A 22,532-nucleotide genomic window follows, 5' to 3' on the forward strand; every position below is an offset into this window, starting at 1 on the left:
ACGCCGCCAGCGTTCGTCCTGAGCCAGGATCAAACTCTCCGAAGAAATGTTTGACTTGCTCATTTGCTTTTTTGATAGTGTGTGCTCACTTAAAATTTAAACGTTGGCGCTTTGTTTTGTTCAGTTTTCAAAGAGCGATTAGTTGCCGTTTCCTTAGAAGCGACTTTAATAATATATCAACTATATTATCTTTTGTCAACAACTTTTTTTCTTTCGCTGTCGACTTAGTTATTATATCTAGTATCGAAAACAAAAGCAAGAGTTATTTTAAAATAAATGAAATGGATGAATGATAGTCTGGGATATACCCCTAATAAGATGGAAGGACATATCTTTTTAGGAGTAGGCCATCCTTAACCATTAAAGTATTTCTTCTATATATAATTCCCGAGTCAGACTTAAATTGATAATTTCTTCACTATCTTTCACCTTGACGATCGGCCTTGTTTGGTTACTGGCATCAATGAAAATGATTTCGGCAATAAAGCCATTGTTCAGCTTGACCCTGCTTCCTATGGAAAAACTGGAGAAGCTTGATAACAAGGTTTTCACTACTTCTATATCAAATTTACCGAAGTCATCATGTAATATCATTTCCAATACTCTAAATGGCGACTGTTTCTTCCTGTATACCCTCTCGGAGGTCATCGCATGAAAGACGTCTGCCACTGCAATGATCTTTGAAAACAAATTCATCGGTTTGGCATTCAGCCTTCTCGGATAACCCGTTCCATCCAGCCTTCCATGATGCTCTAGTATCGCAATCTTTACGCTGTCCTTTATGATGGAGCTATCTTTTATCATTTTATAACTGAAAATGGGGTGATTGTGGATCTCCTCATAATCCTCCGCAGTTAAGTCTTCCATCTTATTTAATAATCTTGGGGCGACCTTAGCCATCCCACAGTCCGCGAGACATCCGCCAATGGCCACCTGGTAGACGTCGGCCTTGCTGTATTTCATTTTAGATGCAATATAGCTTCCTATTAATCCGATGGAAATGGCATGGTGAAAGGTGTAGTCCTCTTTATTGCAGTAATGGTGCAGCATTAAAATGTTGCCTGGTTCCTCCAGTGCTTTATCCACTAGGGGAATGATGATTAAACGGATCATGGCCACCTCTACCTTGCTGCCGGCTTGCCAGTTCCTGAATAATCGCTTATAAGTTTGAACGGACTTAAGATACAAATCGGTAAAATCGGACGACTCTTCCAATTCGTCCAATTCCGGATCTATCACTTCTTTCGGTAAAAACTTCTTTCCATCAATCAACGTTTTTTCAACGCTTACCTCCGAAATTAAAAAAGCCTCCAAAGCCTCGATCGACTCCGCGGTCAATATTGTTTTTTCATACATGATAGGACGGTCGGCGAGACCTCTGATTTCTTTGGAAAGAATACAGCCTTCCGTTAAATAGCGTGTTTTTACTAGCAAAACGGTTCACCTCGATAGTAGTAGTAATGAATATCATTCCACTTGAAAAACATGGTAAAAACTATCTTTCTTTATGATTATATACCTACAAATACACTTTTTCAACACAAGTTCCATGACCTTTTACCCAACAAAAAAAGGCCCAGCATTTTATCGCTGGGCCGCTTACCATTATTCTTCTGGATCTTTTTCGGTTTCTTCATTCTCGCTCACAACAGTGGGTTCCGATATTGTTTCTTGATCGGCTGTTGGATCTTGCTCCATATCTGCTTCCTCTTCTTCTTCTCTACCAACGATGGCCACCGTCGAGACATATTCATTGTCTGCGGATTCAAGGCGGATCAGTTTGACCCCTTGAGTATTACGGCCCGTTTTGGAGATGCCTTCGACTTCCATCCGGATCAATACACCTGCAGCTGTAATGAGCATCAAGTCCTCATCTTCACCCGTAACGGTTTTCACGGCGATCAGTTCGCCATTTTTCTCCGTTACATTACATGTTTTTATCCCTTTGCCGCCTCGGCTTTGGATACGGTATTCCTCAGCAGAGGTCCTTTTTCCATATCCATTTTTCGTAACGATCAAGACTTCTTCATCATCTTCAAGGATTTCCATACCGACCACTTCATCATCGGACCTTAAGGATATCCCTTTCACTCCTGCTGCAGTACGGCCCATCGTCCGTACATCCGTCTCTGGGAAACGGATCATCATTCCGGACTTCGTTCCGATGATGATCTGTTTATCTCCATTCGTAAGACGAACGGAAATCAATTCATCATCTTCCCGTAAACCTAGAGCGATTAACCCATTATTACGGATGTTGGCAAAAGAAGACAACGGTGTACGCTTCGATATCCCGTGCCGCGTCGTGAAGAATAAATACCAATCATCGGCAAATTCCTTCACCGGTATGATGGCATTGACCCACTCGCCCTTATCCACTTCCAATAGGTTGATGAGCGGCAAGCCTTTTGCCGTCCTGCCGTACTCAGGTATTTCGTATCCTTTCGAACGGTATACTTTACCTTTGTTCGTGAAGAATAATAGCGTGTCATGAGTCGATGTGGTCAACAAATGACCGACAAAATCATCTGTATTCGTTCCCATGCCCTGAATCCCGCGGCCGCCGCGTTTTTGGCTGCGGTATGTCGTTGCAGGCAGACGTTTAATATAACCGTTATGGGTAAGCGTCACGATGATATTTTCCTCTGGGATTAGATCCTCATCTTCCAAACTCTCAAAGCCCGCTAATGTGATTTCCGTTCTGCGCTTATCATTAAAACGTTCTTTGATTTCAAGAAGCTCTTCACGGATGATTTCAAGAACCTTTTCTTCATCAGCCAGAATCGCTTTATATTCTGCAATGATGGCCATTAATGCTTGATATTCATCTTCGATTTTTTCGCGTTCCAAACCAGTCAGACGCTGCAAACGCATATCCAAAATGGCCTGCGCCTGTTTTTCGGAAAGTGAAAACTGTGTCATTAACCCTTCACGGGCAATGTCGGTAGTTTGTGAATTACGGATTAACGATATGACCGCATCCAGATTATCCAGTGCAATCCTCAAGCCCTCTAAAATATGGGCGCGGGCCTCCGCTTTGCGCAATTCAAATTCCGTCCTGCGGCGTATGACCACTTGCTGGTGCTGTAAGTAGTATTGCAGGCATTGTTTTAAGTTCAATACTTTTGGCTGACCGTCAACCAAGGCAAGCAAATTGATCCCGAAGGTTGTCTGCATGGCAGTATGCTTGTACAGGTTATTCAACAGGACATTTGCATTAACGTCCTTGCGAAGCTCCATGACGATGCGCATGCCGTTGCGATCCGATTCATCCCGTAAATCGGTGATGCCTTCGATTTTCTTGTCTCGGGCAAGTTCGGCAATCTTTTCGATCAACCTTGCTTTATTCACTTGATAAGGAATTTCTTTAACGAGGATAACTTGTTTTCCGTTAGGTTTTTCTTCAATCTCGACTCTCGCCCGTTGAATGATTGATCCTTTTCCAGTTTCATAGGCTTTCCTGATTCCGCTTCTGCCTAAGATTAACCCGGCTGTCGGGAAGTCGGGTCCTGGAATGTATTCCATCAGCTCCGGTATCGTAATGTCAGGATTTTTGCTTATAGCCAACACGCCATCAATTACCTCACCTAATTGATGCGGGGGTATATTGGTTGCCATCCCTACCGCTATACCAGATGAACCATTCACCAAAAGGTTAGGGAAACGGGCTGGCATGACAGCCGGTTCTCTTTCCGACCCATCATAGTTATCCTGGAAGTTGACCGTGTCTTTATTTAAGTCCCGAAGCAGCTCCATCGAGATTTTCGACATCCTTGCTTCTGTATACCTCATTGCAGCAGCTTGGTCTCCATCGACTGAACCGAAATTCCCGTGACCATCCACAAGCATATAACGATAGTTAAAGGGCTGCGCCATCCGTACCATCGTTTCATAGACGGCAGAATCACCGTGGGGGTGATACTTACCGATTACTTCCCCAACAATACGTGCCGATTTTTTAAATGGTTTATCCGAAGTCATTCCAAGGTCATTCATTGCATAAAGAATTCTTCGGTGCACCGGTTTTAAACCGTCCCTTACATCAGGCAAAGCACGAGATACGATAACGCTCATCGCGTAATCCAAAAAAGATGTCCGCATCTCGGTACTTATATTTATTTCTTTCACACCTGATCTTTCATTTTCTGACATGGAGCCAACCTCCTATAAAAAGCTTATACTCTCGTTTAATTTTAACTAGAACTATGTAAAGAACAGGATGTAAGAGCATCCTGTCAAAAAATCAAACATCAAGATTTTTTACATAAATTGCATTTTCTTCGATGAAGTTACGTCTAGGCTCAACCTTGTCGCCCATCAGCATCTCGAATGTTTCATCCGCCTCGGCCGCATCTTTCAAGCTGACTTGAAGCAGCGTTCTCGTTTCAGGGTTCATGGTCGTTTCCCATAATTGCTCGGGGTTCATTTCCCCCAGCCCCTTGTAGCGCTGCAGGTTAGGCTTTGGAGTGCTTGGCAAACTCGCCATGATTTCTTCAAGCTGTCGATCGTTATAGGCATAATCCACTTTTTTCCCTTGCTGGATTTTGAAAAGTGGCGGCTGAGCAATGTATATATAACCATATTCGATGATTTTGCGCATATATCTGTAGAAGAATGTCAACATCAGCGTTCTGATATGGGCTCCATCCACATCGGCATCGGTCATGATGACGATTTTATGATATCGGGCTTTTTCAATATTGAATTCATCACCAATTCCCGTTCCTAGTGCGGTGATGATCGTGCCTATTTCCTCGTTATGCAAGATTCTATCCAATCTTGCTTTTTCTACGTTCAGGATTTTACCCCTTAGCGGCAAAATCGCTTGGAAATGACGGTCGCGCCCTTGCTTGGCCGAACCTCCCGCCGAGTTTCCTTCAACGATGTACAATTCACTGATAGCCGGGTCCTTGGATGAACAATCCGCCAATTTTCCCGGAAGGTTGGAAACTTCAAGCGCACTCTTCCTTCGAGTCAATTCACGGGCTTTCTTGGCTGCCATACGGGCCCTTGCTGCCATTTGCCCTTTATCGACAATTTTCCTGGCCACGGCCGGATTTTCATATAAGAAAGAATCAAGCCGCTCAGAAAGGATGGAATCAGTTACCGTTCTTACTTCTGAATTTCCAAGTTTGGTTTTCGTTTGACCTTCGAATTGGGGTTCAGGATGCTTGATCGAAATGATTGCCGTCAGGCCTTCCCGGACATCTTCACCGGAGAAATTGGAATCGGCTTCTTTCAGGAGACCGTTTTTCCTTGCATAATCATTGATGACCCGGGTCAGGGCCGTCTTGAATCCCGATTCATGCGTACCGCCTTCATAGGTGTGAATATTATTGGCAAAAGAAAAGACATTGCTGATATAGCTGTCATTGTATTGCAAAGCTAATTCGACAGAAATCCCATCTTTCTCGCCTTCCATGAAAATCGGCTCCTCATGCAGCACTTCTTTCGAACGGTTCAAGTGCTCGACATAAGATTTAATTCCGCCCTCATAATGATATTCCCTGATTTTCTCTTCTTCTTCACGTTTATCCTCAATGATGAGTTTCAAGCCTTTATTCAGGAACGCAAGCTCACGGATACGGGTGGCTAACGTGTCGAAATCGTACTCCAACGACTCCGTAAAAATTTCGCCATCAGGAATGAAGTGGACCGTCGTACCCGTATGATCGGTTTCCCCGATGATTTTCAAATCTTCCTTCGGAACCCCGCGATTGAATTGCTGATAATGGATTTTGCCATCACGATGGACATACACTTCCAATACCGTCGATAGGGCATTAACGACAGATGCACCGACACCGTGCAGACCGCCGGAGACCTTATATCCCCCGCCGCCAAACTTTCCGCCAGCATGAAGGACCGTCATGATTACTTCTACAGCGGGACGTCCCATTTTTTCATGGATCCCCACTGGAATTCCCCGTCCATTATCGACTACCGTTATGCTATTGTCTTTTTCGATCGTCACTTTGATTTCCGTACAGAAACCCGCTAGTGCCTCATCAATACTGTTATCGACAATTTCCCAAACAAGATGGTGAAGTCCTTTTGCAGAGGTAGTGCCGATATACATCCCCGGACGTTTACGAACTGCTTCTAAGCCTTCTAAAACCTGTATCTGATTCTCATCGTATGCCTGAGCTTGTACTTCTTTTTGTTCCATTGTCATTCGTATCACCTACACTTTTCTTTTGGCATTATCAATTTTCCGAAGTAATTATCGCTTAAGTCCTTATATTCCAAGAACATCTATATCATCGATCAATAACGATGGCTGCAGTGAACGCTTTTTCAGAGTGGAAGAAGCAAGCGGTGAATAATAGACTTGCCTATCCGTCACTACTATCGATTTAACCGAGTTTTTTGCTAAATGTGAAGTCACATCAGACTTTTTCTCCAAAAACTCAATCATGATCGGAGATGCCTGGAGCAGCTTCTTATCTAAAATGGCTATGACATCATCCGTTTTCACAAGAACGTCTTCACCAATATGGAGATACATACATTCACCTCATCATTTAACCTTTTTTATACTTCCTTGACTAACATAAAAGGTGGTCGCTTCTCTCAGGGTTTGATGATCGATTCCATCAACGGAGGGTGTCGTCACGAATGTTTGCACTTTTCCTTGAATCGTATTCAGTAAATGGGATTGACGGAAATCGTCAAGTTCCGATAGCACATCATCCAATAATAAAATGGGATACTCGCCGATTTCCTCATGGATCAGCTCGATTTCGGCAAGCTTCAGGGAGAGCGCGGTTGTACGCTGCTGTCCTTGTGAACCATATGTCTGGACATCACGGTCATTCACAAAAAAAACCAGGTCGTCACGATGAGGACCGACCAGCGTTACACCCCGTTCAATTTCCCTTGTTTTTATTTTATCAAATTTTTCTGTGTATACTTCTATCATTTTCGTCAAATCCATAGATTCTGATACATCAAGCGACGGTTTATATTGGATTTTCAATACTTCTAGATTTCTGGAGATCCCCGAATGGATCGGCTCTGCCCATTGCTGGAGCTTTGAAAGAAACTCATATCTTCTTTCGACAATTTTCGCTGCATACTGGATGAATTGATCAGTTAGCACGTCAAGCATCGTCGTATCCGTTTGTTTCCGGGTCTGCAAAAGCTTTAAGTAATGATTTCTTTGTTGAAGTATTTTATGATATTGGCTCATATCATGAAGGTATACGGGAGAAACCTGGCCAATTTCCATATCTATAAAACGGCGTCTGACTATAGGACTTCCCTTGACAAGGTTTAAATCCTCAGGCGCAAACATGACCACGTTCATATTTCCGACATATTGACTTAATTTTCTTTGTTCAATATGGTTGCACTTCGCCTTTTTCCCTTTTTTTGAAATGGTCAGCTCAAGTGGTATTGAGGTATTTCTCTTTCTAACTCTGCCTTCTATTTTAGCATACTCTTCATCCCAGCGAATAAGTTCTTTATCATTTGAGGTCCGATGGGATTTTGCCATCGCTAAAACGAATATCGATTCCATGACATTTGTCTTCCCCTGGGCATTTTCGCCGAGGATTACATTGACTTTATTTTCAAAATCCAGGTTCAATTCGGTATAGTTGCGGTAATTTCTTAAACTTATATTTTCAATATACATATTCCGCTCTTCCCTTATGTTTTAGCTTGTTATTGTGAATGTGCCAAATCCAGGAATCTCCACTTTATCCCCTGATCTTAACTTCCTGCCTCTTCTCACATCTAATTCGCCATTTATGAAAACCTCATATTCGCTCAAGAACCATTTTGCCATTCCGCCGCTCTGGATCAAATCGGCTAATTTCAAGAATTGTCCAAGCGTGATATATTCCGTGCTTATTTTTATCGAATCCATTTCCTGCCTCACTCATTTCCAAGTAGTCTTTAATACTTTATTTTACTAAAAAAAAGCCATTAAGACAAAGTATAGCTTTTTCATCGCTCATTTATAAGGTTTCTTAAGTTACTGGCAAGACCAAATGCCGCCCCATGTTTGGAATATAAAAAAATTAAAGGCTTGTTAAACAAGCCTTTAATTATATCGAAATATTATTTTTGCCTAATAAGTTCTAACCGGCAGAATCAATTGCAGCATCGATTCATCATGAAGCGGACGGATGACAAATGGACGCATCGCACCAGTGAAGTTTATTTTTATATCGGTTCCTTCCAATGCCTTTAAAGCATCCATGACGAATTTGGCACTGAATGAGATTTTCAGATCTTCACCTTCAATGGCTTCGGCCTGGACCTCTTCGATTACTTTACCAATTTCGGGAGTATTGGAAGAGACCTCGATAATGCGTCCCTCAAGGGTTGTCAGTTTGACGACATTATTTCTTCCTTCTCTCGCCAATAAAGATGCCCTGTCGATCGCTTGGAGAAAGTCTTTTGTATGGACGGTTACATCCGTTTTGCTATCCGAAGGGATCAAGCGGGATGTATCAGGATAATTACCCTCAAGCAATCTTGAGAAGAATAATAAATTCTCAGCCTTGAAAAGGACTTGGTTTTCGGTAATGACAATTTCAATCAGTTCGTTTGTATCATCCAGGATCTTACTCAATTCATTCAGGCTTTTACCCGGAATGACGACACTATAGGTTCCTGTGATTTTATTTTCGATTTTTGCGGTTCTCATTGCGAGTCTATGGCTATCTGTTGCAATACAGGTCAATTCGTCATCTTGGACCTTGAGGTTTACACCTGTCAAGATTGGGCGTGTTTCTGACGTGGACACAGCAAAGCCAGTTTGACGGATAAGGGTCTTCAAAAGATCTGTTGGCAGTTTGAAAATGTTCTCTTCTTCAATGATCGGAAGATGTGGATATTCTTCAGGGTCCAATCCATTCAAGTTGAATTCAGCTTTTCCCGAGCGGATGATCGTTTGAAAATTATTTTCCACTTCAATTTCGACTGTATCCATCGGAAGTTTTTTGACGATTTCACTGAAGAAGCGGGCATTCAGGACAATGCCGCCGCTATTTTTCACTTCAACGATTTCATCTCCATCGACTTCGGTTGGAATGAATGATTGGATGGAAATATCCGAATCACTTCCGGTTAACGTTACACCTTCACTCGTAACGGTTATTTTTATCCCTGTCAGGATTGGAATGGTTGTCCTCGATGTGACGGCTTTCATTACTTCTTGGACACTATGAACTAATCGATCTCTTTGGATTATAAATCTCATGCTTCATCCTCCAATTTTTTAATTGCCTACCAGGCATATTTATTAATAATTTTTATTAAAAAAGATAGTAGTAATAGTAGTAGGGCCTGTTGATATGTGGATAAGTCGATTCACCCTAAGGAAAAACAGTCTATCCACTTGTGGACAGACTGTGTGTAAGTTGTCGTCGGTTATACACATTATCCAGAATAAGATTATACCTTCAACTGATCTTGTATTTCTTTGACCTGACGTTGAAGCTGGGTATCCGTCTGCATGAGCTTAGAAATTTTTTCATGGGCATGGATAACGGTGGTATGATCCCGGCCTCCGAATTCGTCACCGATCTTAGGCAGTGATGAGTCCGTCAGCTCCCTGGAAAGGTACATGGCAATCTGCCTTGGGAAAGCCACCGATTTCGTCCGTTTTTTTGCCTTGAAGTCCTCCAGCTTGACACTATAATGCTCACCGACCGTCTTCTGGATCTCCAGTATGGTGATGATTTTAGGTTTAGAGCTAGGGATGATGTCCTTTAATGCTTCAGCTGCCAAATCTGCATTGATGTCCTTATTGATCAATGAAGAATAAGCCACGACGCGAATCAGTGCCCCTTCAAGCTCACGGATATTGGAATCGATTTGATTGGCGATATAAAGCATGACTTCATTCGGGATATCCAGCCCTTCAGCTTTAGCCTTCTTACGTAAAATGGCTATCCGCGTTTCCAAATCAGGAGGTGTGATATCCGTGATGAGCCCCCATTCGAACCTGGAGCGGAGACGATCCTCGAGTGTAGGAATCTCCTTTGGCGGGCGGTCACTTGAGATGACGATTTGCTTGCTTTCCTCATGCAGGGCGTTGAATGTATGGAAAAATTCTTCTTGCGTTTGTTCTTTTCCCGCTAGGAATTGAATATCATCAATTAATAAAACATCCACGCTTCGGTATCGGTCACGGAATTCCCCGGCTTTATTGTCCCGGATGGAATTGATGAATTCATTCGTGAATTTTTCTGATGATAAATATACGACCTTTGCTTTCGGATTATGCTCAAGTACATAGTGTCCGATCGCATGCATTAAATGCGTTTTACCAAGCCCGACGCCCCCATATATGAATAATGGATTATAGGCTTTGGCTGGAGCTTCTGCGACAGCGAGAGACGCGGCATGGGCAAAACGATTGCCGGAGCCGATGACAAAAGTATCAAAGGTATTTTTCGCATTCAACATATGCTGCGGGAATGCAGCATGCTCTTTATCTTGTTTTTTGATCTTTTTAGGCTGAACAGGAACGGTGAAATCATCGTCTTCTTGATTGGGGGGAATGATGAATTTCGCTTCCAATTCCTCACCGGTAAGTTCAAACAATACATCAGAAATAAGATGGGAATAGCGTTCTTCGAGCCAATCCCTGGCGAATTCATTGGGAGCGGTGACCGTTAACGTATCACCTTGAAGTAAATAGGCCTTGGTGGATTTAAGCCAAGTTTCAAAGCTTGGTTTACTGATTTTTTTTTCGATTTTTCCGAGCGCCTGGTTCCAGAGGCTATCGATGTTGTCCAAACTTATCCCTCCTTTGCAAAATATTTTTATGAATGTCATCTATTTGTATAGGCACAAATAAACTCATCGATTGCCGTCTTTATCTATTTGGACAGCAAGGTTTCGGTGAGCTGTATAAGGGATGTTGTGTTTGTGAAACGGTCTGTCCCTATCACTATATGTTGCGCTGTACAACCTTTGTACAGACTACATCTTGTTAGCAGATGAAGATTTGGATGTTTATTCATCAACAGGTATTTTGAGAAATATATAATAAAGAAGAAAAAAGGGTTTTCGACAATATCCACCGTCTGTGGACAAAATAATATACACAGGTCGAATAAGCTATCCACATGTTATACACAGTTTGTGGATAACCGTTCCCTGTTGATAAAGTTATTCAGAGTGAAAACACAAATATAATATCAGAAAATCAGGCGTCTTGCAATGGGTCAGAAAACTTTATCCACAACTTACCGAGCGTGTGGGAAAAACTTTTCCACAGGCTATTGTTATGTGCAAAAGTCTATAAAATGGGTTGTGGACAGAAAAAAACATGTCGAATTTTATCCACAGACGATGGCTGCGATCACCAATAAATTAATTAATTGCGAAGTTTCCAGGCAGTGTCCTGCACCGCAAAGCCGTTCGCGCAAAAAACGCCGTGTACTCGATGAGGCGTTTTTTGGTTTTTGCATTCTTTGTCGATTCGCAACGATTTTGGAAAAGAAATCATTGGGAGTCCATCCTTGTGGTTCAGCGATAAAAGGAGGGGAATTTCCCTCTCACCAAAAATTTCTATATCAGTTCGGAGCAAAATCATTTACAATAGGCTAGGTAGTAAAAAAAAGGCCTACTGGACATTGAGCAAAAAAAACATATTTTTTCTGGATGAGGTTGACAAGTAGAAACCTCCATCTATATAATTGTAAAGACTGTCTTTAACTGTTATTCCTCAGGGAGGTGTCATATAATGAAAAGAACTTATCAACCGAATAAACGCAAGCATAGTAAAGTTCACGGTTTCCGTGCACGTATGAGCACGAAAAACGGACGTAGAGTAATCGCTGCACGTCGCCGCAAGGGCAGAAAAGTATTATCTGCATAGACCACTGAAAAGTCTCAGTGGTCTTTTTTCGCAAAATAAGGGATTTACTGAGACTCAATTCATGTAATGAAGGTGTAAAAATGAAAAAAAAGTTAAGGATTAAGAAAGAGGATGAATTTCAGCTTGTATTTAAAAAAGGTGAATCTTCTGCTAATCGGCAATTCGTTGTCTATGTCCTTGAAAAGCCGGATCAGGATCATTTCCGGATAGGCCTTTCAGTCAGTAAAAAAATCGGCAACGCCGTTGTAAGGAATCAAATCAAAAGATACATACGGCAAGCGTTTTTGGAATTGAAAGATGATGTAGAAGATGGTAAGGATTATATCTTGATTGCCCGAAAACCAGCGGCGGAGATGGACTTTTTCCAGGTGAAAAGCAGCTTGATCCATGTCCTGAAACGTTCTAAATCACTAAACTTTTCAAAGAAAAACAAATGAAATCTCCTTTTATGGCGGAAGCAAAGCATTTCTCGCGGATGCCAGCCATTTGAGAAAGATAACATAGATCATCCCATTTGCACTGTGAAGATGGCGGCCTGCATTTCGCTAATGAGCAGTTCGCAATAGTATCAAAAAAAGATTGATTGCAGTTAGGAGGAAAATACGGTTGAAAAAACGAATATTACTCATTATTGGACTAGCCTCGATAATGATGCTGTTAGCTGGGTGTACGGAAATTAAAGAACCGATTACTGCGGATAGTGAAGGTTTTTGGAATTCATACATCGTCTATCCATTATCAGCCCTGATCATTTGGCTTTCTGAAACATTTGGCGAGAACTATGGTTTGGGTATCATCGGTGTCACGTTGATCATTCGCTTAGCATTGCTTCCGCTTATGATCAAACAGGTGAAAAGCTCGAAAGCCATGCAGGCCATCCAGCCTGAGATGAAGGAACTTCAAGCGAAATACAGCTCAAAAGATGCTGCCACACAACAAAAACTACAGCAAGAAACAATGGCCCTATTTTCAAAATATAATGTGAATCCACTGGCTGGATGTTTGCCGATAGTGGTTCAAATGCCGATCCTGATCGGATTTTACCATGCCATCAGCCGTACGCATGAAATAGCCTTACATAGTTTCCTTTGGTTTGATCTAGGCTCACCGGATCCTTATTATATTTTACCGGTAGTCGCAGGGATCACGACTTTCATCCAACAGAAAATGTCGATGGCCGGGATGAACTCCAATCCACAAATGGCTGCACAAATGACGATGATGCTTTATATCATGCCGATCATGATTGTTGTTTTTGCTATTAATTTCCCCGCTGCTCTTTCTCTTTACTGGGTAGTAGGTAACCTTTTTGGTATCGTTCAAACCTATTTCATTAAAGGTCCGGATCTTAGAAAAGCAGCTGCGGAAAACGCGGGAGGGGCAAAGAAAAAGTGAAAAAAGTGACTGCTACAGGACAATCTGTCGAAGAAGCAGTAAATTTAGCTTTAGCTCAACTGAACAGCACGAAGGATCGCGTCGAGATTGAAATTGAGGAAGAAGGAAAAAAAGGATTTTTCGGCTTATTTGGGGCAAGGAAGGCCATTGTCCATGTGACATTGCCTCCTGATCCGATCGAGGAGACACTTGGATTCTTGAAGAATGTCAGCCTTGAGATGGGTGTCGATGCCAAAATCGATGTCCACCGGAAAGGGAAGAACGTAACATTCCAATTATCAGGTGACAAAATCGCTTTATTGATTGGGAAAAGGGGTCAAACGCTGAATTCCCTCCAATATTTAACACAGCTTGTTGCGAATCGCCATTCGAAGCAGTTCTTGAATATTACAGTCGATGCGGAAGATTATCGAAATCGTCGCAATGAGACGTTAATTCAATTGGCTGACAGAATGGCGAACAAAGCGTTGAAAACGGGCAAGGCCGTTTCATTGGAGCCGATGCCAAGCTATGAACGTAAGGTCATTCATAATGCACTGTTGCATTATCCGAGAATCAAAACAACTTCAAGCGGTGTCGAACCTTATCGCCATTTGGTCATCACGCCGCTTAAATGAACCTTCTGCTTATGAGCAGGGGTTCTTTTTTTTGGTGAGACGTGGACGTGCCATCGGTTTTTGTCGAAAGCTATGTAATATAAAGGGCCATTCAGCAATAACCGACACGCTTCATTTCGATGGTCGCACATTCCGTATTGAAAGGGAAAAAGGGAGAGCCGCCGCATTTGTTATTCACATGTGGATAAGTTAAAATGGATGTTACAGAATATGGTTGCGCTGCATGTGGATAACTCTTGGAAGGAAGGAGTATCTACTTTTTTTCATGAATATACTGTGGTATTGTAGTAATTTAGGGATTCGACGATTTTATTATCAAAAATAATATAGAAACATCAATATATAAGAGGTGAAAACATGGAATTCGATACAATCACCGCTATCTCTACCCCTTTAGGGGAAGGGGCAATCGCCATCGTTAGAATCAGCGGTGATGAGGCCATAGAAATAGCCGATAGGATTTTTAAAGGACCAGGCGGAAAAGGATTGCTTGAGGTCAATTCACATACGATTCATTATGGACATCTTATCCAGCCTAAAACGAGTGAAATCATAGAGGAAGTCATGGTTTCCGTCATGAAGGGGCCAAAGACGTTTACAAGGGAAGATGTCGTGGAAATTAACTGTCACGGCGGAATCGTTTCGGTCAATCGGGTATTGCAGCTCATCCTTTCTCAAGGTGCTCGTCTTGCTGAACCGGGTGAATTTACGAAACGTGCCTTTTTGAATGGAAGGATCGACCTTTCCCAAGCGGAGGCCGTCATGGATTTGATTCGCGCTAAAACGGATAAAGCGATGAATGTTGCTTTAGGACAAATGGAAGGCCGGCTTTCAAAATTAATCCAAAACCTTCGCCAAGAAATTTTACAGACACTCGCTCAAGTCGAGGTAAATATAGATTATCCGGAATATGATGATGTCGAAGAAATGACACATCGTTTATTTTTGGAAAAAGGCAGTTATGTCAAGACCGAAATCGAGAAGCTGCTTCATACAGCCCAGCAGGGGAAAATCCTTCGCGATGGGCTTGCGACCGTTATTATCGGGCGCCCCAATGTCGGGAAATCTTCTTTGCTTAACAGCTTGGTTCATGAAAATAAAGCGATTGTCACGGATATTCCTGGGACAACGCGTGATGTAATCGAGGAATATGTCAATGTTCGCGGTGTTCCGCTTAAACTTGTCGATACGGCAGGAATTCGGGAAACGGAAGATATCGTTGAAAGAATTGGGGTTGAACGGTCTCGTGCAGTATTGAAAGAAGCTGATTTAATCCTGCTCGTATTGAATTATTCCGATGATTTTACACCTGAGGATGAGTTGCTGTTCCAGGCTGTCGAGGGAATGGATGTTATTGTCATCATCAATAAAACGGATCTTCCACAAAAAATCGATAGGGCAAAGGTGAAGCAATATTCAGCATCCCATAAGGTTGTTTCCACTTCATTACTTGAAGACCAAGGGGTCGACGAATTGGAGGAAGCCATTGCTTCCCTATTTTTTGAAGGTGCTTTAGAAACGGGAGACCTGACTTATGTATCCAATGCCCGGCATATCGCTTTGCTCGGACAGGCACGGCAGTCCATTACCGATGCAATTGAAGCGATTGAAATGGGTACGCCGATTGATTTGGTTCAAATCGATTTCACGAAAGCATGGGAGCTCCTCGGTGAAATCATTGGTGAAAGCGTCCAGGATAATTTAATCAACCAATTGTTCTCGCAATTTTGTTTAGGAAAATAATCGAAAAAAGGAGGAAAAGGACATGCAATACGAAGCAGGTAGCTATGATGTCATTGTAATTGGGGCCGGGCATGCTGGTAGTGAGGCAGGGCTGGCCGCTGCAAGAGTGGGAGCTAAAACGCTGATGATCACCATTAACTTGGATATGGTCGCCTTCATGCCATGCAATCCCTCCGTTGGCGGACCGGCAAAAGGGATTGTCGTGAGGGAAATTGACGCTTTAGGCGGAGAAATGGGAAAAAATATCGACAAGACCCATATTCAAATGAGGATGCTGAATACGGCAAAAGGTCCGGCCGTTCGTGCGCTCCGTGCCCAGGCGGATAAATTTCTCTATCAACAAGAAATGAAAAAGACGATAGAAGACCAAGAGAATCTGACCTTGATTCAAGGGATGGTAGAGGAATTGATCGTTGAAAACGACATTTGTACGGGTGTCGTCACGAAAACAGGAGCGGTATATCGTGCGAAAACGGTCGTAATCACCACGGGAACCTATTTACGCGGTGAAATCATCCTAGGTGAACTGAAATACTCGAGCGGCCCCAATAATCAGCAGCCTTCCATCAGGCTTTCTGAACATTTGGAGCAATTGGGGTTTGATTTGGTCCGTTTTAAAACGGGAACACCGCCCCGTGTGAATAGCTCTTCCATTGATTACAGCAAAACGGAAATACAGCCTGGCGATGAAGTGCCACGCGCCTTTTCTTATGAAACGACAAAGTTCATCACCGATCAATTGCCATGCTGGCTGACGTATACCAATGAGGGGACGCACCAGCTGATCGATGATAATTTGCACCGTTCCCCTATGTATTCCGGAATGATAAAAGGAACGGGACCTCGTTATTGCCCATCGATAGAAGATAAGGTCGTCCGTTTTAATGATAAACCGCGGCACCAAATCTTCCTTGAGCCTGAGGGACGCAATACGAAGGAAGTGTATGTGCAAGGGTTATCGACCAGTCTGCCTGAAGATGTGCAAGTGAAGATCCTTCAAACGATCCCGGGACTTGAGAAGGCGGAAATGATGCGTGCTGGATATGCGATTGAATATGATGCGATCGTCCCTACTCAGCTCTGGCCTACCTTGGAAACGAAAAAGGTTAAGAATCTGTATACTGCCGGACAAATTAACGGCACTTCCGGTTATGAAGAAGCAGCTGGCCAAGGTCTGATGGCCGGTATTAACGCCGGATTGAAAGCGATCGGTAAAGAAGAGCTGATTTTAAGCCGTTCCGATGCCTATATTGGGGTTCTCATCGACGACCTTGTAACGAAAGGCACCAATGAACCTTATCGATTGTTGACTTCACGGGCAGAATATCGGTTATTATTGCGCCATGATAATGCCGATTTACGCTTAACGGAGATGGGATTCAATATTGGAATGATTAAAGAAGAGAGCTATAATCGTTTCCTTTTGAAAAAAGCGGCGGTCGAACAGGAAAAAGAACGCCTGAAATCGCATTTCATCAAACCGACCGAAGAGGTACAAGCGGTCATCACTGCCAGTGGCGGCAGTGAGCTTAAGGATGGCATCCGTGCGTCTGATTTATTGAAACGGCCTGAAATGAATTATTCCCATATTCAAAGTTTGGCTCCAAGCGATGTCGAACTGAGTGATGAAGTGACGGAACAGGTCGAAATCCAGGTCAAGTATGAAGGATATATAGAAAAATCGTTGCAGCAGGTCGATCGCCTGAAAAAAATGGAGAATAAAAAGATTCCAGAGAATATCGACTATGATGCCATTTCTGGCCTCGCAACGGAAGCACGTCAAAAATTAAAACAGGTCACTCCGCTATCGGTGGCGCAGGCCTCAAGAATTTCCGGTGTGAATCCGGCCGATGTTTCGATTTTGCTCGTTTATTTGGAACAAGGAAAGATTGCCCGAGTATCTCAGTAAGGGAAATACCCAAAAAGGATTGAAGAAAACATGAATATAGAACAGTTCCAAAGAGCGTTGCAGGAGAAAGGGATCGAGCTTTCTCCTCACCAGCTTGATCAGTTTGACACCTATTACCGTTTATTGGTTGAATGGAACGAAAAGATGAACTTAACGGCCATCACTGATAAAGAAGAGGTTTATTTAAAGCATTTTTATGATTCTATCAGTGCTGCCTTCTATTTCGATTTCAACAAACCTTATCGGATTTGCGATGTTGGGGCTGGAGCTGGTTTTCCAAGCATTCCATTGAAGATTTGTTTCCCGGACATTCACGTATCGATTGTTGATTCCTTGAATAAGCGGATTTCTTTCTTGAATCATCTTGCGGATTCCCTGCAATTAAAGGGCGTCTCCTTCTATCATGACAGGGCGGAAACCTTCGCCCAAAAACCGGAGCACCGTGAAGCTTATGATATTGTCATGGCAAGAGCGGTGGCGAGGATGTCCGTTTTAAGTGAATTATGCTTGCCGCTTGTGAAGACCGAGGGTACGTTCATCGCCATGAAAGCAGCCAGTGCACAAGATGAAATGGATACAGGGAAAAAGGCGATTTTCACGTTAGGCGGAAAAATTGCTGAAATCCATCACTTCACTTTGCCAGAAGAAAATAGTGAAAGAAACATCATTACAGTCAATAAGGTGAAGAAGACGCCGAAAAAATATCCAAGAAAACCAGGGACACCGAATAAACAGCCCATTGAATAACCTTTAGTAAGAAAAATCGCATATAGAGCTGGCACTTGTCCATGTTTTCTTTTACTATAAAGGTATCATTCCATTCATTTATTAATGGATAATCCCGCATGAAGGCGGACCTTGGTACAATAGACCTTGTGCCAATTTTTCGAAGCAGGACTGGTATGTTGGCGATATTTCCCTATTCAATTCGGGGAAATAATCCGGGGCATGCCGAAAGAGGTAGAAAATCACTGGTCGTCCGCTCCACATATTGCCTTGATGACGCCAGTCGACATGTTTTTTACAGTGAAGGATCATATGTATAACCATGTCGGGAAATGTATGCAGGACTTGTCCTTTAAATAGAGAATATGTTATTTGGGAGTTTTAAAAGGTGGTGTAGGAAGATGAAGCATCCTTTTTCGCGGTTCTTTGGGTTTGGCGAAAAAGAAGAACAGCAACTAGAGATGGAGACACCTAGCAATAATAATGAAGAAATAAGAAAAATATCCATTTCTGATATTGTACCTAATCGATTTCAACCAAGGACCGTTTTTAATGACGATAAAATTGCTGAATTGGCTCAAACGATCCATACTCATGGAATCATTCAACCAATTGTAGTAAGGGCTTATGGACAGGGGAAATATGAAATCATTGCAGGTGAACGGCGTTTTCGAGCCATGCAAAAGCTGGGCTGGGAATTGGCACCTGCAATTATCAAGGATTTCACCGATACAGAAACGGCTTCCGTTGCGCTGATAGAAAACCTTCAGCGTGAAGAGTTGACACCGATTGAAGAAGCTTTGGCATACGGTAAACTCTTGGAGCTGCATAGTTTGACCCAGGAAGCTTTGGCACAAAGGTTGGGGATAGGGCAATCAACCGTTGCGAATAAGCTGCGGCTGCTTAAGCTGCCCCAGGAAGTTCAAGATGCACTTCTTCAAAAGCAAATTACGGAGCGGCATGCCCGTTCGTTGATTCCGTTGAAAAGTCCGGAAAAGCAAATCAAATTGCTTTTGGAAATCATCGAAAAAGGGTTGAATGTCAAGCAGACGGAAGAGCAGGTCGTCAAGCTTCTGACAGGTACGGTGCAAAAACCGAAACCTAAGCGGAAGGCGTTCAGTAAGGACATGAGGATCGCCGTGAACACGATCCGGCAATCGCTCAGCATGGTTACAGACAACGGAATAAACTTGGATGCAGAGGAAGAAGAATTCGAGGAGTATTATCAATTCACGATAAAAATACCCAAGAAAAAATCTTGATCCCCATTCTTGGCCCAGCTTGGTAGTCTCCGATTACCAAGCTTTTTTTGCCTTCGCAGGGCTTATCTTTTGCGAAAGTGTTACGCTTTTCGTGCCGTTTAGGCATTTTTCAATTTTCTGTGGAATTGAAGAAAACGATTTCTTCCAGTAATATTCATGATAAAATAGAAAGAAATAAGTGGATTTACGGTAATAAATGGTGTATTGAAGATAGTTGAAAGCAGGTGAATTCGTGGGTAAGATTCTTGCCATTGCCAATCAAAAAGGCGGTGTAGGAAAAACGACAACTTCTGTCAGTCTAAGTGCGTGCCTTGCTTACATAGGGCAGAAAGTCTTAATGGTCGATATCGATCCGCAGGGAAATGCGACGAGCGGTGCAGGTATTGATAAAGCAGATGTCGAGCAGTGTATTTATGATGTATTGGTGGATGACGTCGAAGCCAGTGCCGTCATCTTGGAAACAAAGGTGGAAAACTTATATGCCATACCTGCGACCATTCAACTTGCAGGTGCTGAAATTGAACTGGTACCAACGATATCAAGGGAAGTGCGCTTAAAAAGGGCATTGGAAGAGGTGCAAAGCGAATACGATTACATTGTGATCGACTGTCCTCCATCTCTAGGCTTGCTCACGCTTAATGCTTTGACGGCGGCTGATGCCGTTTTGATTCCCGTCCAATGTGAATATTATGCATTGGAGGGCTTAAGTCAACTCTTGAATACGGTCCGACTCGTGCAAAAGCATTTGAACCATGAGTTGAAAATCGAAGGTGTGCTATTGACGATGCTGGATGCGAGAACGAATTTAGGTCTCCAGGTCATTGAAGAAGTCAAAAAGTACTTCCAGGATAAAGTTTATCAAACGATCATACCCCGCAATGTGCGTTTGAGCGAGGCACCGAGCCATGGAGAACCAATCATCATTTATGATCCGAAATCACGTGGAGCGGAGGTCTATTTAGAATTGGCAAAGGAAGTGGTATCACATGGCTAAAGGGCTTGGCAAAGGACTTAACGCACTTTTCAATAATGGTGAAATAAGTAAAGATGAAATCGTGCGCGAAATCAAATTAAGGGAACTAAGGCCAAATCCTTATCAGCCCCGAAAGAACTTCCGGCTTGAAGCGATAGAAGAACTGAAGCAATCGATCGAGGAGCATGGGATCCTGCAGCCGATTATTGCCCGGAAAAGTATCAAGGGATATGAAATCGTGGCTGGGGAGAGACGCTATCGTGCTGCCATGGAAGCTGGTTTGAAGACAGTTCCTGTCGTTGTCCGGGAATTGAATGAACAGCAGATGATGGAACTGGCCATTTTGGAAAACCTGCAACGGGAAGATTTAAACCCGATCGAGGAAGCGGCGGCCTATCAGACACTGCTGGAAAAACTGGAATTCACCCAGGAGCAGCTGGCCAACCGCCTGGGGAAAAGCCGGCCCCATATTGCCAACCATGTGCGATTGCTATCGCTGCCTGAAGGGATAAGGAGCCATATCTCAGCGGGGAAACTGTCGATGGGACATGGCCGGGCATTACTGGGCATCAAGAACAAGGAAATGCTGAAGCCTGTAGTGGATAAAATCCTCAAAGAAGGAATGAATGTAAGACAGCTGGAGCAATACATACATCAATTGAACGATCGCGTTTCACGTGAAACGAAACCAAATAAACAAGAGAAAAAAGATATTTTCATAAAACAGCGCGAGACAAGCCTTCGCGAAAGGCTGGGAACCAGTGTAACGATAAAGCAGAGCAAGAAAAAAGGGAAAATAGAAATCGAATTTTTTTCAAAAGAAGATCTAGAGCGGATTCTGGACTTGATCGATCAAGAGAACCTTTCCTCATAACTTGGAAAATGGCATGTCGATTTATTTTTTCACTGTCGAAAAATGGGTGAATTAGATGATGGTTTTATTAGGTACTTTGGTGAATGGTGCGTGCATTTTAATCGGTTCGATTTTGGGAAGGTATTTACAGCATATACCTGAAAAGATAAAAGAAACGGTCATGAGTGGAATCGGCTTGGCCATCATGGTTTTAGGCCTGCAGATGGGATTGAAAAGTGAGCAGTTCATTCTTGTCATTTTAAGCATCGTAGGGGGCGCTGCCCTTGGCGAATGGGTCAATCTTGAAGGCAGGCTGAATTCTTTAGGGAATTGGATCGAGCGCAGGATGAAGGCCAAGGAAGGGACTTCGATTTCGCAGGGGTTTGTAACGGCTACGCTCATATTCGGGATTGGGGCGATGGCGATTATCGGTGCCCTAGATAGCGGGATCAGGAATAATCATGATGTTCTGATGACGAAAGCGATCATTGATGGGTTTACTGCACTTGTCCTTGCCAGCACGCTAGGGATAGGTGTCCTCTTTTCAGCATTTCCGATCATTATTTATGAAGGTTTCATTGCAATCTTTTCAAGACAAATCAACACGATGATACCGACTGCCTTAATGGATTCGTTCATACTGGAAATGACTGCAACGGGGGGCGTCATGATATTGGCGTTAGGCCTGAACATCATCGGCATCACCAAAATCAGGGTCGCAAACCTGCTTCCGGGCATCCTCGTTACGGCCATTCTCGTCACGATCATGTATTATGTTTAAACAAGAAGGAAGGGACATTCCCTTCCTTCTTGTAATTGGTTTCGTTCTTATCAAATTTTCCCGGTGGAAAAGGCTTCCTCTGGATAAGCGGTGAACGGCCGAAAAACCTGCACGGCCTCTCTTTACAATCAACGTCCACATTGTACATGCCTTAAAAAATAGACAAACTCGATTTTCATCAAGTTTGCCTGCAGTCTGAAAGGATCTTCCATTGAAGATCCTTTCAGTTTGTAGACAAAAGGGGTTCGGAATTAAAAAATTCCGAACCCCTTTTGAAATTCCTTTGAAATTTTGATCAAAGGTTACGAGATTTGGGCTCTTCGAGCCGCTATGTTAAGCCGTTTTAGGACCTTGCCATGTCCAAGTGGCCATCTTCTTTACATTCATGGCAGCGAAAGTAAGCATCGCCTGCATCGACAATTTTTTAA

The 22,532-nt window shown here is 43.0% G+C and carries 21 protein-coding genes; 13 read left to right on the plus strand and 8 right to left on the minus strand.

Annotation, left to right across the window (positions count from 1 at the left end):
- The coding region (locus AS888_RS26470) for a hypothetical protein (RefSeq protein ID WP_221408615.1) at nt 1-293 on the plus strand (293 nt) is incomplete at its 5' end.
- 67 nt (nt 294-360) lie between these two features.
- On the opposite strand, the gene AS888_RS16095 is transcribed toward AS888_RS26470, so the two are convergent.
- The 8 genes from AS888_RS16095 to dnaA form a co-directional block, all read right to left on the minus strand.
- Nucleotides 361-1,434 (minus strand): HD-GYP domain-containing protein, encoded by a 1,074-nt coding sequence (locus AS888_RS16095; RefSeq protein ID WP_061143171.1) that lies wholly within the window; start codon nt 1,432-1,434, stop codon nt 361-363.
- Between the two features lie 171 nt (nt 1,435-1,605).
- Nucleotides 1,606-4,152 carry a DNA gyrase subunit A gene (gene gyrA, locus AS888_RS16100; RefSeq protein ID WP_061143172.1) on the minus strand — a complete coding sequence of 849 codons (2,547 nt, stop codon included), beginning with the start codon at nt 4,150-4,152 and terminating at the stop codon, nt 1,606-1,608.
- A gap of 91 nt (nt 4,153-4,243) precedes the next feature.
- A complete protein-coding gene (gene gyrB / locus AS888_RS16105) occupies nt 4,244-6,169 on the minus strand; it encodes a DNA topoisomerase (ATP-hydrolyzing) subunit B (RefSeq protein ID WP_061143188.1) in 1,926 nt (641 codons plus the stop codon).
- Between the two features lie 69 nt (nt 6,170-6,238).
- Nucleotides 6,239-6,508: an extracellular matrix regulator RemB gene (gene remB, locus AS888_RS16110; RefSeq protein ID WP_061143173.1), complete on the minus strand. Its 270-nt coding sequence runs from the start codon at nt 6,506-6,508 to the stop codon at nt 6,239-6,241.
- A gap of 12 nt (nt 6,509-6,520) precedes the next feature.
- Nucleotides 6,521-7,639, minus strand: a complete 1,119-nt coding sequence (gene recF, locus AS888_RS16115) for a DNA replication/repair protein RecF (protein ID WP_061143174.1) — start codon at nt 7,637-7,639, stop codon at nt 6,521-6,523.
- 21 nt (nt 7,640-7,660) lie between these two features.
- Nucleotides 7,661-7,873, minus strand: coding sequence for a S4 domain-containing protein YaaA (yaaA, locus tag AS888_RS16120; protein WP_061143175.1), 213 nt, complete (start codon nt 7,871-7,873; stop codon nt 7,661-7,663).
- A gap of 204 nt (nt 7,874-8,077) precedes the next feature.
- Nucleotides 8,078-9,214 (minus strand): DNA polymerase III subunit beta, encoded by a 1,137-nt coding sequence (gene dnaN, locus AS888_RS16125; RefSeq protein WP_061143176.1) that lies wholly within the window; start codon nt 9,212-9,214, stop codon nt 8,078-8,080.
- A 194-nt stretch (nt 9,215-9,408) separates the two neighbouring features.
- Entirely contained in the window at nt 9,409-10,758 is a 1,350-nt protein-coding gene (dnaA, locus tag AS888_RS16130; protein ID WP_061143177.1) for a chromosomal replication initiator protein DnaA, read from the minus strand.
- Nucleotides 10,759-11,184: 426 nt separating this feature from the next.
- Here dnaA and AS888_RS16135 point away from each other — a divergent pair, with 426 nt between their 5' ends.
- From AS888_RS16135 to AS888_RS16185, 12 genes are all read left to right on the plus strand, one after another.
- The gene (locus AS888_RS16135; protein ID WP_061143178.1) at nt 11,185-11,574 is read left to right on the plus strand and encodes a hypothetical protein; all 390 of its coding nucleotides are present in this window, start codon (nt 11,185-11,187) and stop codon (nt 11,572-11,574) included.
- Nucleotides 11,575-11,710: 136 nt separating this feature from the next.
- A complete protein-coding gene (rpmH, locus tag AS888_RS25175; protein ID WP_081092489.1) occupies nt 11,711-11,845 on the plus strand; it encodes a 50S ribosomal protein L34 in 135 nt (44 codons plus the stop codon).
- Nucleotides 11,846-11,925: 80 nt separating this feature from the next.
- The gene (gene rnpA, locus AS888_RS16140; protein ID WP_061143179.1) at nt 11,926-12,282 is read left to right on the plus strand and encodes a ribonuclease P protein component; all 357 of its coding nucleotides are present in this window, start codon (nt 11,926-11,928) and stop codon (nt 12,280-12,282) included.
- 169 nt (nt 12,283-12,451) lie between these two features.
- A complete protein-coding gene (spoIIIJ, locus tag AS888_RS16145) occupies nt 12,452-13,240 on the plus strand; it encodes a YidC family membrane integrase SpoIIIJ (protein WP_061143180.1) in 789 nt (262 codons plus the stop codon).
- On the plus strand, nt 13,237-13,857 hold the full coding sequence (gene jag, locus AS888_RS16150; protein ID WP_061143181.1) for an RNA-binding cell elongation regulator Jag/EloR: 621 nt from the start codon (nt 13,237-13,239) through the stop codon (nt 13,855-13,857). The genes spoIIIJ and jag overlap by 4 nt, the downstream gene beginning before the upstream one ends.
- 357 nt (nt 13,858-14,214) lie before the next feature.
- Entirely contained in the window at nt 14,215-15,600 is a 1,386-nt protein-coding gene (gene mnmE / locus AS888_RS16155) for a tRNA uridine-5-carboxymethylaminomethyl(34) synthesis GTPase MnmE (protein WP_061143182.1), read from the plus strand.
- A 22-nt stretch (nt 15,601-15,622) separates the two neighbouring features.
- Nucleotides 15,623-17,509 carry a tRNA uridine-5-carboxymethylaminomethyl(34) synthesis enzyme MnmG gene (gene mnmG / locus AS888_RS16160; protein WP_061143183.1) on the plus strand — a complete coding sequence of 629 codons (1,887 nt, stop codon included), beginning with the start codon at nt 15,623-15,625 and terminating at the stop codon, nt 17,507-17,509.
- A gap of 30 nt (nt 17,510-17,539) precedes the next feature.
- Nucleotides 17,540-18,256 carry a 16S rRNA (guanine(527)-N(7))-methyltransferase RsmG gene (gene rsmG / locus AS888_RS16165; RefSeq protein WP_061143184.1) on the plus strand — a complete coding sequence of 239 codons (717 nt, stop codon included), beginning with the start codon at nt 17,540-17,542 and terminating at the stop codon, nt 18,254-18,256.
- Between the two features lie 380 nt (nt 18,257-18,636).
- Entirely contained in the window at nt 18,637-19,497 is an 861-nt protein-coding gene (noc, locus tag AS888_RS16170; RefSeq protein WP_061143185.1) for a nucleoid occlusion protein, read from the plus strand.
- Nucleotides 19,498-19,729: 232 nt separating this feature from the next.
- The gene (locus AS888_RS16175) at nt 19,730-20,491 is read left to right on the plus strand and encodes a ParA family protein (protein WP_061143189.1); all 762 of its coding nucleotides are present in this window, start codon (nt 19,730-19,732) and stop codon (nt 20,489-20,491) included.
- Nucleotides 20,484-21,344 (plus strand): ParB/RepB/Spo0J family partition protein, encoded by an 861-nt coding sequence (locus AS888_RS16180; protein ID WP_061143186.1) that lies wholly within the window; start codon nt 20,484-20,486, stop codon nt 21,342-21,344. The genes AS888_RS16175 and AS888_RS16180 overlap by 8 nt, the downstream gene beginning before the upstream one ends.
- A gap of 58 nt (nt 21,345-21,402) precedes the next feature.
- Nucleotides 21,403-22,104: a DUF554 domain-containing protein gene (locus AS888_RS16185; protein WP_061143187.1), complete on the plus strand. Its 702-nt coding sequence runs from the start codon at nt 21,403-21,405 to the stop codon at nt 22,102-22,104.
- Nucleotides 22,105-22,532 lie beyond the last annotated feature (428 nt).

The sequence above is a fragment of the Peribacillus simplex genome (assembly GCF_001542915.1).
Classification (GTDB): domain Bacteria; phylum Bacillota; class Bacilli; order Bacillales; family DSM-1321; genus Peribacillus; species Peribacillus simplex_B.